The sequence below is a fragment of the Helicobacter sp. T3_23-1059 genome (genome assembly GCF_053654515.1).
The window spans coordinates 1-12,604 of the sequence record NZ_JBSIUV010000012.1; the positions used below are offsets into that span (position 1 = coordinate 1).

Annotated in this window: 12 protein-coding genes; 7 read left to right on the forward strand and 5 right to left on the reverse strand. The window is 40.0% G+C overall.

Annotation, left to right across the window (positions count from 1 at the left end):
- Window positions 1-196 precede the first annotated feature (196 nt).
- The 7 genes from ACWIX0_RS04875 to ACWIX0_RS04905 all read left to right on the forward strand — a co-directional run bounded on the left by ACWIX0_RS04875 (window position 197) and on the right by ACWIX0_RS04905 (window position 7,441).
- Window positions 197-709 carry a c-type cytochrome gene (locus ACWIX0_RS04875; RefSeq protein ID WP_454172442.1) on the forward strand — a complete coding sequence of 171 codons (513 nt, stop codon included), beginning with the start codon at window positions 197-199 and terminating at the stop codon, window positions 707-709.
- Window positions 710-733: 24 nt separating this feature from the next.
- Window positions 734-2,023: an alanine racemase gene (locus tag ACWIX0_RS04880; protein WP_454172444.1), complete on the forward strand. Its 1,290-nt coding sequence runs from the start codon at window positions 734-736 to the stop codon at window positions 2,021-2,023.
- Window positions 2,024-2,069: 46 nt separating this feature from the next.
- Window positions 2,070-3,329 carry a tRNA pseudouridine(13) synthase TruD gene (gene truD, locus ACWIX0_RS04885; RefSeq protein WP_454172445.1) on the forward strand — a complete coding sequence of 420 codons (1,260 nt, stop codon included), beginning with the start codon at window positions 2,070-2,072 and terminating at the stop codon, window positions 3,327-3,329.
- A 428-nt stretch (window positions 3,330-3,757) separates the two neighbouring features.
- The gene (locus tag ACWIX0_RS04890; protein ID WP_454151025.1) at window positions 3,758-4,318 is read left to right on the forward strand and encodes a pyruvate flavodoxin oxidoreductase subunit gamma; all 561 of its coding nucleotides are present in this window, start codon (window positions 3,758-3,760) and stop codon (window positions 4,316-4,318) included.
- Window positions 4,319-4,412: 94 nt separating this feature from the next.
- The gene (locus tag ACWIX0_RS04895) at window positions 4,413-4,817 is read left to right on the forward strand and encodes a 4Fe-4S dicluster-binding protein (RefSeq protein WP_454151027.1); all 405 of its coding nucleotides are present in this window, start codon (window positions 4,413-4,415) and stop codon (window positions 4,815-4,817) included.
- 65 nt (window positions 4,818-4,882) lie between these two features.
- Entirely contained in the window at window positions 4,883-6,130 is a 1,248-nt protein-coding gene (locus ACWIX0_RS04900; protein WP_454172447.1) for a 2-oxoacid:ferredoxin oxidoreductase subunit alpha, read from the forward strand.
- 345 nt (window positions 6,131-6,475) lie between these two features.
- The gene (locus ACWIX0_RS04905) at window positions 6,476-7,441 is read left to right on the forward strand and encodes a thiamine pyrophosphate-dependent enzyme (RefSeq protein ID WP_454151032.1); all 966 of its coding nucleotides are present in this window, start codon (window positions 6,476-6,478) and stop codon (window positions 7,439-7,441) included.
- 15 nt (window positions 7,442-7,456) lie between these two features.
- Here ACWIX0_RS04905 and ACWIX0_RS04910 read toward each other — a convergent pair whose 3' ends face one another.
- The 5 genes from ACWIX0_RS04910 to ACWIX0_RS04930 form a co-directional block, all read right to left on the reverse strand.
- On the reverse strand, window positions 7,457-8,542 hold the full coding sequence (locus ACWIX0_RS04910) for a restriction endonuclease subunit S (protein ID WP_454172449.1): 1,086 nt from the start codon (window positions 8,540-8,542) through the stop codon (window positions 7,457-7,459).
- The gene (locus tag ACWIX0_RS04915; protein WP_454172451.1) at window positions 8,511-8,735 is read right to left on the reverse strand and encodes a hypothetical protein; all 225 of its coding nucleotides are present in this window, start codon (window positions 8,733-8,735) and stop codon (window positions 8,511-8,513) included. Before ACWIX0_RS04915 ends, ACWIX0_RS04910 begins: the two co-directional genes overlap by 32 nt.
- A gap of 167 nt (window positions 8,736-8,902) precedes the next feature.
- The gene (locus tag ACWIX0_RS04920; RefSeq protein WP_454172453.1) at window positions 8,903-10,441 is read right to left on the reverse strand and encodes an HsdM family class I SAM-dependent methyltransferase; all 1,539 of its coding nucleotides are present in this window, start codon (window positions 10,439-10,441) and stop codon (window positions 8,903-8,905) included.
- Between the two features lie 248 nt (window positions 10,442-10,689).
- Complete coding sequence (trpD, locus tag ACWIX0_RS04925) at window positions 10,690-11,697, reverse strand: anthranilate phosphoribosyltransferase (RefSeq protein WP_454172454.1); 1,008 nt, start codon at window positions 11,695-11,697, stop codon at window positions 10,690-10,692.
- A gap of 68 nt (window positions 11,698-11,765) precedes the next feature.
- A complete protein-coding gene (locus tag ACWIX0_RS04930) occupies window positions 11,766-12,440 on the reverse strand; it encodes an anthranilate synthase component II (protein ID WP_454172456.1) in 675 nt (224 codons plus the stop codon).
- Window positions 12,441-12,604 lie beyond the last annotated feature (164 nt).

The following is a 12,604-nucleotide window of genomic DNA, read 5'->3' on the forward strand; positions in this document are numbered from 1 at the left end:
TTTTGTATTAAGCGATTTTAGCCATAAGATTTTGTATATTTTACATTTGTAAATTTTAAATATGTAGAATCTGCACCAAGTAAAAAATCAATTTGTGTAGCCTTAAATTTACCTTAACTTGCACTTTGAGAACCTTGAAAAGTAGATAAAAATCGTTTGATAAAATGCCTTACAACAAAAAGCTAAGGACAGCAAAATGAACTCTTTATGGACAAAAAATCTTGCGCTAGAATCTAAATCAAAATCTAAATTAGATTCTAAAAATCTCGCTTTTTTCTATCATTTTTTCTGCCAAAAATGTGTAGTAAAATACTTGGTATTTTTTATTTTTGTTTTTTTTATTAGCCAAATAAGCCAAATATGCGCTGCAAAAGAGTTGCCACTGCTTTTGCCATCTCAAGCCCTCCCAAGCTATATGTTGCCCAAAAAACACTCCACACCAAAATCCACAAAACAGCCCGCTAGCTATTCTCAATGCGCTTCTTGCCACGGAAATAATGGCAATAAACAAGCACCAGGTAGTCGTGGAAATACCACTATCGCAGGACTTCCAAAATATAAAATCATAGGCGATTTGCGTGCGTATAAGCACAAAATCGGCAACAAAGGCGGGACAAATCCTATTATGCAAGAGCAAGCGCAAAATCTAAGCGAGCGCGATATACAAGCCTTAGCCGAATATATCTCAAAGCTACCAAAATCTCGCTAGTAACCCAACAAAAAGCAAGCACAAATGGCACAAATCCGCTTAGATTCTAATGCCTTTAGCCATAATATCCACGCGATTTCAAACGCGCTAAAAAATGGGCTAGATTCTAGTCCAAATATCTCAAACACCACAAAATCTACAAACCTAGCAAGCACCACAAAACCACCAAAACTAGCCCTTGTGATGAAAGATAATGCCTATGGACACGGACTGCTTCAAATCGCTAGCCTTGCAAAAGAAAATAATATTGATTGCGTTTTTGTCAAAAACTACGCAGAAGCTTTGCAAGTGCAACGATTTTTTGCTCACATTACGGTTCTTTATGGTGGCGTGCCTTTTGATGCGCCTAGCAATATTTATGTCTCTATTGCCTCGCTAGATTCTCTAAAAATGCTAGAAAAACAAGCACAAAATCTAGTCGCTAGCAAAACCATTTCAAAAAAAAATACCCCGCTAGGAATCGAGCTAAAATGCAACATAGGAATGAATCGCAACGGAATCCAAGTAAGCAATTTTGGGCAAACACTCACACCAAATCCTGCGCAAAAAAAAGATGAGCTAGATAGCGCATTGAAAATACTAGAAAGGCTAATCAAACAAAACAAAGCCCGACTAATCGGGGTTTTTGCCCATAATGGTTATGGCGATAATGGCGGGGAAAAGGCACAGGATTTTTCTACTTCGCAGGCAAATTTTTATGCAATCAAACAAAGAGTAGCATTATTTTGCAAAAATCAACAAATCCCACTGCCTAGATTTCACTCCCTTAGCACCACAGGGGCTTTGAGAAGCGCGCTTTATGCTAGCACGCAAAAAAATAATACTAGCGATTTTGCTCCACAAAACAAACTGCAAGACAAGCAAAAAACGCAAGAAAATCCTAAACTAAGCGATAGCCTTGTGCGTATCGGTATCGGTGCGTATGGCTACCACACTGCCGAGATTGCGCTAGATATTGTGCTAAAGCCTGTGCTAAGCCTTTGGGCAAACAAAATCTCCACACAGATTTTACAAAAGGGCGAAAAAATCGGCTATGGCGGTGCGACAATCGTATCAAAAAAAGGCGTATTTAGCACTTATGATATTGGCTATGGCGATGGGTTATTTCGGCTGGGGGCAAATATGCCAAAACTACATTGCGCTAGCGGGGAAGAGATTTTACCTGTGATGAGTATGGATTGTTTTAGTTGCGCTAGTCAAAAAGACGAAATCTGCGTGTTTGATGATGCAAGCGAGTTTGCAAGGGTGTTTGATAGCATACCTTATGCGATTTTAACGCACTTATCGCCATTTATCCCGCGTATCATTGTGTAATGTCGCCACAAAAATATCGCCACAAAATCTATGCAAAAAACCAAAAATGCCAAATATATTTAGCTACCAAAATCTAAGAGCGGATTTTCATTTCGCACATTCACAAAGAGATTTTGTAGTAAATGAAATCCCGCTGTATGATTTTAGTGGCAATGGCGAACACCAAATCTTACAAATCCGCAAAAAAGGATTAAGCACTTTTGAGCTAGTCAAAATCCTAAGCACGCATTTTGCCTGCCCATCAAAATCTATCGGCTACGCAGGGCTAAAAGACAAAAACGCCACCACCACGCAATATCTCTCAATCCCAAAAATCTATCTAAAAAACAAAAATATAGAATCTAGCTTTGAAGCAATATCTAAAAAACACGAAATTAAACTCATATCCACAACGCTACATAACAACAAAATCAAACTAGGACATCTAAAAGGAAATCGCTTTTTTGTCCGCCTAAAAAAAGTAACCCCCATAAATGCGAAAAAAATACAATCTAGCTTAAAAATAATGGAACAAAGCGGGTTTGCAAACTTTTTTGGATTTCAGCGATTTGGGATAAATGGCGAAAATTATAAGCTAGGATTTGCGCTAGATAATAAACAAAATCATAATGATTTAACAATAGATTTTAAGGACAATGTATCACAAAACAAAGCCCCAAAAAATAAAAAAATGCAAAATTTTTTGCGCTCAAGTTTGCAAAGCTATTTGTTTAATGAGTGGCTTTGTGTAAGGCTACTTCTAGGGCGGTTTGGGGATTTTGGATTTGCAGATTTTATAAATGCGATAAACCTAAGCGCAAAGCATAATATGACAAAATCTAGCACAAAATCTAATCCTTTAGATTCTCACACTTTGCAAAGCAAGGCATTTGCAAACCTAGCAAATCTATCTAAAAATGATTTAGGCAAAATCTATAAAGCATTGCAAAGCCAAAAAATGCCTTTTAAACTTTTAGATGGCGATATTTGCTCTCACTATCCACACGGGAGATTTTTTTGTATAGAAAAGCTAGATTTTAGCGAGGTAGCGCGATTTGAAACAAACGAGATTTCGCCCACAGGTGCATTGCAAGGGGAAAATCTAAAAACCTCAAAACACATAGCGCATTTGTGTGAATCGCCATTTTTAGAAATAGCCACAAAAAGTAGCGGAGCTAGGCGATATGCGTGGGTGTGGGCTAAAGAGTGCGAATCTATCTACAAAGATGGCGAAGCGCAAATGGAACTACATTTTAGCCTGCCAAGCGGGGCGTATGCTACGACAATGATTGAGCAAATCGCTGGCAAAAGCTTAACCAAAATCTAAATTTATAAACTAATCTAAAGATTTATGCTTTTATGCTTTTTTAATTTTGCATTTTTTTTAAATGCGCGTTTTTTAGCTTTTTTTGCGCAACTTTATAAACACATTTGTATAAATCACATTTACCAACATTCATAAAAACGCATTAAAAACACAGCATTTTCATAAAAATCCACAAGATCTACATAAAAAATAAAAAGAAAATACACTCTTTTTGTCGCTTTTTTGTCGTAAATGTCAATTTTTAGTGCATTTTTGCGCGGTGGATTCTCAAGTTAATACTCTTTTTAATAAAAAATTGGTAAAATTTCTTTTAATCTTTAGCAAAAAAAGTAGCAAAAAAGCGTTATCCAAAAAACAAAAAAGCGCGTTTTTGAATAACAAAACTAAAGACAAACATCTTAAAAAAAGGAGCAAAAATGGGAGATAATATGCTAGAAATCAGGTGGCATTCTCGCGCTGGGCAGGGTGCTGTAACGGGTGCAAAAGGGCTAGCAGATGTCTTTGCTAGCACGGGCAAAGAAGTCCAAGCCTTTGCACTATATGGCTCGGCAAAGCGTGGTGCGGCGATGAGTGCGTATGATAGAATCGATGATAGCCCAATCCTAAACCACGAAAAATATATGGAGCCAGATTATGTGCTTGTGATTGACCCCGGAATCGTCTTTATCACCGATATTTGCGCCAACGACAAGCCAAGCACCAAATACATTATCACCACGCATTTAAGCAAAGATGAGCTCGTGGCAAAAAAGCCCGAGCTAGCAGGCAAAGAACTCTATGTGCTAGATTGTATCAAAATCGCGCTTAACACCATCGGCAAGCCTATCCCAAATACGCCAATGCTAGGGGCTTTTATCAAAATCTCGCAAAGCCTAGAACTAGAGTATTTCAAAAAGGCTTTCACAAAGGTGCTTGGCAAGAAGCTCCCACAAAATATCATTGACGCAAATATGAGCGCGATTGAGCAGGCGTATAACGCGGTAAAGTAGCGACAAGAGTAGCAAAAAGAAGCAGCGCAAAATCGCTACTAGATTTTGCACATTTTAAAATTTAAACAACAAATTCAACAACAAGGAGGCGTAGATGAAAGATTGGACGCAACTAGAAATGGGCTCGGTGCTTTTTCCATTCGCCGAAGATGGCAGAGAAGCACTAAGAGAGCATAATAACGAGCGAAGCTATACCAAAGAGAGTTCCTATGGCACGAGCGTGGCGCATTGGCGCGTGGATAAGCCCGTGCATAATATGGATATTTGCATAAATTGCTTTAATTGCTGGGTATATTGCCCTGATGCCGCGATTTTGGTGCGCGAGGAGAAAATGCGTGGCGTGGATTATCAGCATTGCAAAGGTTGCGGTGTGTGCGTGAGCGTATGCCCTACCAATCCAAAATCCCTGCTAATGTTTGATAATAATGAGAGCAATGAAAACGCGCTAGGGAACTGGCCAGCTAAAGAGCCAAAAAAGCCCGCTAGCGAGTCAAATTAGCGCGAAAATGTAGAATCTAGATTCTCAAAATCTCAATCGCTAAAACAACAAAAAGGAGAAAAAATATGCCAAAAGAAATGGAACTCGATAAAGTAGTCGTGTGGGATGGCAATATGGCAGCCTGCCAAGCGATGCGCCAAGCCCAAATCGATGTAGTCGCAGCCTATCCTATCACGCCCTCCACGCCTATCGTGCAAAATTATGGGACTTTCACAAGCAATGGTTACATTGATGGTGAGTTTTTGCTCGTAGAATCTGAGCACGCCGCGATGAGCGCGTGTGTGGGTGCAGCAGCAGCGGGCGGGCGCGTGGCGACTGCGACTAGCTCGCAAGGCTTTGCGCTTATGGTAGAGGTGCTGTATCAAGCCTCTGGTATGCGCCTGCCCATCGTGCTAAACCTCGTAAATCGCGCCCTTGCCTCACCGCTAAACATTCACGGCGACCATAGCGATATGTATCTAGGACGCGATGCGGGCTGGATAAACCTCTGCGCGTATAATCCACAAGATGCCTATGATTTGAATCTTATGGCGTTTAAGATTGCCGAAGATATGGGCGTGCGCTTGCCTGTAATCGTAAATCAAGATGGATTCCTCTGCTCACACACTGCCCAAAATGTCCGCCCGCTAAGCGATAGTGAGGCTTACAAATTTATCGGCGAATATAAGAGCAAAAATCCGCTTTTTGATTTTGCCCACCCCGTTACCTACGGAGCGCAGGCAGAGGAGGAGTGGCACTACGAGCATAAAGCCCAGCTTCACAACGCCCTAATGCACTCAAATGAAGTCATAAAACGCGTGTTTGGCGAATTTGCTAGCCTCACAGGCAGGGAGCATAATATCGTAGAAACTTATGATTTAGCAGATGCCGAAGTGGCGATTTTCGCGCTTGGCACGACGGTAGAGTCCGCCCGCGTAGCAGCACAAAACGCCCGCAAAAATGGAATCAAAGCTGGCGTAGTAAGCCTCAAAGTCTTTCGCCCTTTCCCTTTTATTGAGGTTGCAAACGCGCTAAAACACTGCAAGGCGGTGGCAATCCTTGATAAAAGCCTGCCCGCTGGGGCTATGGGCGCGCTCTTTAACGAAGTAAGTGCGGCATTGTATAGCGCAACCTTTGGGAGAGGTGGCAGTGGCGGTGCGCAAAGTCGCCCTGTGCTAAGCAACTATATCTATGGGCTTGGCGAGCGCGATATGACGCAAAAGGATTTGGGCGAGATTTTGGCTGAAATACATAACGATGCAAAGGAGGGCAAATTAACGCACGCGGTGCAGCAGTTTGTGGGGCTACGCGGACCCAAAATGAGCTTTTTTTAGCTTTGTGCGTGTCTTTTGCGGGAGACGCGTTAGAATCTAGATTCTAATGCTCGCTTCGTGTGTGGCTTCGTCATTACCGCTTTAGGTAACTCCTCGCCACACACTCGCGCAACCCACAAAATCATCGCAAAATCCACCGCACAAAAATGCGTAGAATTTAAATTCGAGAATGCGCAACAAACAAAAGGAGCAACAAATGTGCGAAGTATTTTTGAAATAAAATCGTGGTTTTGAAGCGCGAAGCGAGGGAGTTACCTAAATGGTAATGACAGAAGCTAAGCGCGCGCAATCCACGATTTTAGCCAAAAAGACAAGCACAACCTTAACTAGAAAGGAGAAATAACAATGGTAAAAGAAGTAAAAAATCTCAAGCAGTTTTCCAAATCTGCCGAAAAATTTGAAGGAGCGCATATCCTCTGTCCGGGTTGCGCACACGGCATCATTATCCGCGAAGTGCTAAACGCTGTCGATGGACCGCTAGTAATCGGCAACTCCACAGGTTGCCTCGAAGTTTCAACCGCTGTGTATCCGCACACTAGCTGGGATGTGCCGTGGATTCATATCGGCTTTGAAAACGGAAGCACCGCAGCAGCGGGCGCAGAGACAATGTATCGCGCGCTCGCAAAAAAGGGCAAATATCAGGGCGAAAAGCCCAAATTTGTCGCATTTGGTGGCGATGGTAGCACTTATGACATTGGATTTCAGTTTATCAGCGGGTGCTTTGAGCGCGGACACGATATGACTTATATCTGCCTTGATAACGAAGTGTATGCCAACACAGGCGGGCAACGCTCAAGCTCTACGCCGATTGGCTCTAGCACGACTACCACGCCTGCGGGAAGCACGAGCTATGGCAAAAAGGAGCGTAAAAAGGACATTCTCTTTGTGATGGCAGCGCACGGAAGCCCCTATGTCGCGCAAGTCGCGCCAAACAAATGGAAAGATATGAATAAAAAGATTAAGCAAGCGATTGATACGGAGGGACCGACATTTATCAATGCGATGAGTGCCTGCACGACAGAGTGGAAGTTTGAATCACACAAGACGATTGATACTTCGGATTTGGCGGTGGATAGCCTTGTGTTTCCGCTGTTTGAAATCATCGGTGGGCGTGAAGTGCGTATCACTTATCGCCCTAAAAATGTCATTCCTGTGCGCGATTATCTAGCGGCACAGGGGCGATTTAAGCATCTCTTTAAAAAAGAAAATGAGCATATTATCGAACTATTCCAAAAAGAAGTAGATGAGCGGTGGGAGCACCTCCAGCGACTAGAAGAGGCAAATAATATCGTGCTAGGTGAGCGGGCATAAAAAGATTTTTCATCTTTAGATTTGTTTATGAGTATAGTAGGCAAGAACTTTTGAGAGTTGTTCTTGCTCTATGTATCGCATAAAAGATTCCATAAATTCGTAATGTGGATTGCTATTTGAATCGATGGGCAACATAATTCGCATAGATTCAGTATTTCCACAACAATTTTTTCCATACGAAAATCTAACACTTTGTTTGTTTATACATAAAGAAATAAAAAGTAGCGCAAGATAGGCAATTTTTTTATTTTTAGATTCTAGTGCTTTTACCCTAGTTCCTACATAAAAATTATCTTTTTGTGTAGTAGCAAAGAAATTTCCTCTATCTGCTAAACTTATTGTATTTTTATAGTTAAAAAGTTTTCTGCCTTTAATTTCTTTTGTCCAAGCAGCTATACCATTATTTGTTGCACTGTGGCTTACAATGGGAATGTTTCCGCTTTCACTATTAGATAAAATCAAATCCCCACCTGTAAAAACATTAAACAAATCGCTAATTTTAAATTCTTTCCACTGAATCGTGCTTGTGTCAAAGTTGAATGGTGTTGATTGTGCTAGTTTTGATTTAATGCTGTTGATTTGATCTTGGATTTCATTTTGTTTGATTTGTCGCATAAAAGATTCCATAAAGTCGTAGTTTGGTTGCCCTTGTGAATCTATGGGCAATTTTAATTTTTGCATTTTTAAAATAGAAGTTGAAAGTTGATAGCCATAAGCATATTTAAAGCTAAATTTTTTAATTAACGGAATTAGAAAAAGCGCGATATAGACATTTAATTCTTTATTTTTTATTTTTAAGCCGTGAATTTTCATATCTAAACTTACTTCGCTTGGCTGATAAAACACGCTTCCCAAAAATGAAATACTGATAAAATTTTTGAATTTTTTAAAATTATGTTGTAATGTTTCTTGCGTGAAAAATGCTACTCCATTATTAGTATCTGTAGCTGTAATTCTTGGAATGTTACCTTTAATTAGCTCATTTTGTCTGATTGTTGCACCTGTAAAAACTTCAAAAATATCACTAATCCTAAACTCTCCCCACTCCACTGCGTTTAAATTTAAAGATTTACTCGTTATCTTGCTCCGATTTAAATCCAACAAGATAGCCCATGCCGTGCGTTATCATATTAAATTCAAAGGTTAAATAATCCGCCATAGTTTTTTCAAAGTCCGCTTGTGTAGGAATCTCATCGTTAAAATAATAAAAAACTATGTAGCCACTCATCATCTGCTTGTATGGTAGTTTTGACACAAAATTTTGATTCGGCTTCCATTTTGTCAAACCATACATTAAGCAAATGCGCCTTTTTTGTCTTTGGCGTTTATCGTCTGCACTAGCCCTTTGTGTTTTTGCACTTCAAAGCCATCATTCTCAAAATTTATAAATTTGCAAATTTTATCTTTTGGGTGTGGATTGTGTGCGCTAAATACGGCTATGCAAGGATTTGTGCCTACGCCCTAAAATGTGTTTTTATTAAGCGTGATGACACCTTCTAATGTGTGGTGTTTAAGGATATTTTCTTTCATCGCCTTTTTGGCTTTGTTTTTACCTGCAAGCGCACTTTGAGGGATAATGACAATACAACGGGTATTTTTGGCTAGGCTGTCTAATAAATGCTTGACAAAGGCGATTTCATAAAGGTTTGGATTATCTTTGCCGCCTTGTAAATAGGGTGGATTTAGCATTCCTACACTTGCGCAAATATCTTTTTGCAAATCGCTTGGATTTTGCTTTAAGAAATCTTTGTTTTTAAGGTTGCTTTTGCCATCCCCTCGCAAAATCATATTTGTCGTAGCGATAGAAAACATATCAGGCTTTTCCTCGATACCAAAAAGTTGATTTTGCTTGATGGCGTTTCGTTTAGTTTCATCATTTGGGATTTGATTTAGCATAGTATTCATCGCAGCGATTAAAAATCCAGCCGTGCCACAGCAAGGGTCAAACACCACATCATCGGGGCGCAAATCTGCCAAATCACAAAATAGCTCACAAATATGTCTAGGCGTAAGCACGATTCCCAAAGTCTGCCCATCTCCGCCTGAATAGCTCATAAATTCGCTATAAAATCTACCTAAAATATCCTCACTTGAATGTGTATAGCCAAAACTTTTATAAATATGCTTATTTAGAAACTCTGCGTAATGTTTCAGCGGTGTTTTGCCTAGTGTGGCGTTGATTTCATTTATCTTTGGCGTGTCTTTGATGATAGAAAATTGCGCTAGAAGTTTGTCTTTTTTGACTTCGGGGCGGACATTTGCGCGTTTTAGATTATCGCTTATTGCCTTGTAGATTTTTTCGCCATCAGTCGCGCTTGAATCGCCGTTTAGATTGTCAATGCTAAAATTTTTGTGCTTAATTTCCTCTAACGCTAACAAAATGCCAGAAACCACAATAGGCTTTTCGGTATCACGCAAATTGCCATAATTTCGCAAATCCTCGTGCAAAATACTTGCATCTTTTAAAATCTGTTCGGTGCTTTTTTCAAAATCTGTTTTTTCATTTAAAATCTCTTTGGTGTAATACTCATCGATATTTGCCTCGCTAAAAACGATAAAATCCTCTATTTCTTTAAGCGCGGTTATGAAACCTCGCTCACTGACAAAGTAAGGGCTTATTTTGTGGTGCTTCTCATCGCCACTCACGGCAATGGCTATGATTTTGGTGTAGCTTGTATATTTAGCTAAATGTTTAGCGTAGTGAATCGCGCCATTTACAGCATAATCCATAACGCTTTGGGGATTTTCTAAATCTATGCAGTCATTAGAATCTAACTTAATGTGCTTGTCAATGCCCGCCTTATCCTCGATGACAAGCAAAAAATCCTTGACAACGGCGATAAATTCAGGGAATCCAGCGTTACCTGTGCCTTTTTTACTCGCGCTTTTTAATGCTTCATCAATCTCTTTAATGCTAGAACCTTGTGGGTCAGCGTGAATCCCTGCACTTTGCAAGAGCGAATACACCCAAAAATCTGTTTTTACTTCTTTTTTAGCCATTGTTTTATCCTTTTTGTAATGTTGATTTAGCTAGGCTTTATAGCTAATGACAAATACTAGCGCAAACTTAGAATCAACGAAAATCTAAAAAATGCAAAATCTATGCTTCACTTAAAAAAAGGCTTCAATTTTATAACACTTCAATTAAAAAGAACAAAACTTCCATAAAATCTTGTTAAAAATGATGAGAAATAATCCGCTTAAGTTGAATTGAGCCTATCTTAAATCATAGACAAATAAAACCTTAACTATTCATTGCTTTTAGCGATAATATCCTCTAGCTTTTTAGCTGCTTTGCCACTATTGATTAGATTTTGCGCTAGTGCTACGCCCTCTTTTATAGAATCTGCTTTATTTGCTAGATATAGTCCTGCGCCTGCGTTTAGGCACGCTACTTGAAGTTTTGCGCCTTTTTCTTTTCCGCTCAAAATATCTTTTAAAATCGTAGCATTTTGGCTAGCCTCTCCACCTTTTAGCGCGTTTTTATCACATATCTCATAGCCAAAATCCTGCGGGCTAATCGTGTAGGTGCTGATTTTTTCGCCATTTACTTCATAGATTTGAGTTGGTGCGCTTAGCGAGATTTCATCGAGTTTGTCTAGCCCATACACGACAAGTGCGCGCTTTACGCCTAGATTTTGTAGCACCTTTGCCATAGGGGCTAGCAGTCTTTGCTCATATACGCCCATTATTTGCATTTGGGGATTTGCGGGGTTGCACAGCGGTCCTATGATATTAAAAATCGTGCGGATTGCTAGCTCTTTGCGCACGGGGGCGACATTTTTCATCGCGCTATGGTAGTTTTGGGCAAACAAAAAGCAAAATCCTGTTTTTTCTATGAGGGATTTTGCTTTGTCTTTTGGCAATGAAATATTTACTCCCAATGCCTCAAAAACATCTGCTGCACCGCATTTAGATGAAAATGCTCTATTGCCGTGCTTTGCGACTTTGACACCACCTGAAGCGATGATAAGTGAAGCGGTAGAAGAAATATTAAACGAATGAGAGCCATCGCCACCTGTGCCTACGATTTCTAGCACTTCCCCGCATTCTAGGCATTCGCAATGCTCTTTTAGCGAGCGCACACTAGCAGTGATTTCATCGATACTCTCGCCTTTGCAAGCAAGGGCAGTGAGAAATGCTGCGATTTGCACATCGCTTACTTTGCCATCCATTATGGCGTCCATTGCGGATTTTGCTTGTTTGGAGCTTAGATTTTCTTTGCGCGTTAGCGAATGGATAGTTTCTGTTATCATTTATTTCCTTTGATTTTTGTGATTTGGATTTGTAGCTTTTTAGGCTTTTGGGCTAGATTTTGACATTTTTAAGCAATGTGTGCTAAAAAATTTTTGGCTATTTGATTGCCTAGTGGCGTGAGGATAGATTCTGGGTGAAATTGCACGCCAAAGGTTTTGTATTGCTTGTGTGCGATTGCCATTATGGTGCGCTCACTATGTTGATTTTGCAAATGTTGTTCCGCATTTGAAATATGATTTGTATTTGTTTGGATAGATTTTGTGCTAGATTTGTTTGATTTTGGTGAGTTAGGACTGCTTACGCGGGCGATGACTTCAAGGCAGTGGGGCAAGCTATCCTCTATAATCGCTAAAGAATGGTATCTAGCCACTTCAAACGCCTTAGGCATAGAATCAAAAAGCGGCGAATCCTTGCAAACTTCTATCATTGATTTTTTGCCGTGCATTATTTTTGGTGCATAGCCTACCTTGCCTCCAAACGCTTCGCAAATAGCTTGATGTCCTAGACATACCCCAAGTATTGGGATAAGCGGGGCAAAATGTTTAATCGCTTCTATGCAGATTCCCGCGTCTTTTGGGGCTTTTGGACCGGGGGATATGATAAGCCCTTTTGGTTTTAGTTTTGTGATTTGTGCTATGCTTAGCTCATCATTTCGTATGACTTTGATTTGTGGGTAGATTTGTGCGATTTGCTGATATAGGTTGTATGAGAAGCTATCGTAATTATCGATTAAGACTAGCATTTATGTCCTTTTTTTGTTTTTGTAGATTTTGTTTGTGGATTTTAGCAAGCTAGCAAAATTTGGCGAGCTAATAAAACGGCGCGAAAATCTTTTTTTATTTTGCGCTATTTTTGATTCTAGCGTTAGTTGGATTTTGCTTTTTTTGATTTTGCTTGCTTTTGGTT

What these genes read in the sequence shown, in the direction of transcription:
- ACWIX0_RS04875 (WP_454172442.1), top strand. Translation starts at nt 197, where the DNA reads ATGAACTCTTTATGGACAAAAAATCTTGCGCTAGAATCTAAATCAAAA.
- ACWIX0_RS04880 (WP_454172444.1), top strand. Translation starts at nt 734, where the DNA reads ATGGCACAAATCCGCTTAGATTCTAATGCCTTTAGCCATAATATCCAC.
- truD (WP_454172445.1), top strand. Translation starts at nt 2,070, where the DNA reads ATGCCAAATATATTTAGCTACCAAAATCTAAGAGCGGATTTTCATTTC.
- ACWIX0_RS04890 (WP_454151025.1), top strand. Translation starts at nt 3,758, where the DNA reads ATGCTAGAAATCAGGTGGCATTCTCGCGCTGGGCAGGGTGCTGTAACG.
- ACWIX0_RS04895 (WP_454151027.1), top strand. Translation starts at nt 4,413, where the DNA reads ATGAAAGATTGGACGCAACTAGAAATGGGCTCGGTGCTTTTTCCATTC.
- ACWIX0_RS04900 (WP_454172447.1), top strand. Translation starts at nt 4,883, where the DNA reads ATGCCAAAAGAAATGGAACTCGATAAAGTAGTCGTGTGGGATGGCAAT.
- ACWIX0_RS04905 (WP_454151032.1), top strand. Translation starts at nt 6,476, where the DNA reads ATGGTAAAAGAAGTAAAAAATCTCAAGCAGTTTTCCAAATCTGCCGAA.
- ACWIX0_RS04915 (WP_454172451.1), bottom strand. Translation starts at nt 8,735, where the DNA reads ATGTATGGTTTGACAAAATGGAAGCCGAATCAAAATTTTGTGTCAAAA.
- ACWIX0_RS04920 (WP_454172453.1), bottom strand. Translation starts at nt 10,441, where the DNA reads ATGGCTAAAAAAGAAGTAAAAACAGATTTTTGGGTGTATTCGCTCTTG.
- trpD (WP_454172454.1), bottom strand. Translation starts at nt 11,697, where the DNA reads ATGATAACAGAAACTATCCATTCGCTAACGCGCAAAGAAAATCTAAGC.
- ACWIX0_RS04930 (WP_454172456.1), bottom strand. Translation starts at nt 12,440, where the DNA reads ATGCTAGTCTTAATCGATAATTACGATAGCTTCTCATACAACCTATAT.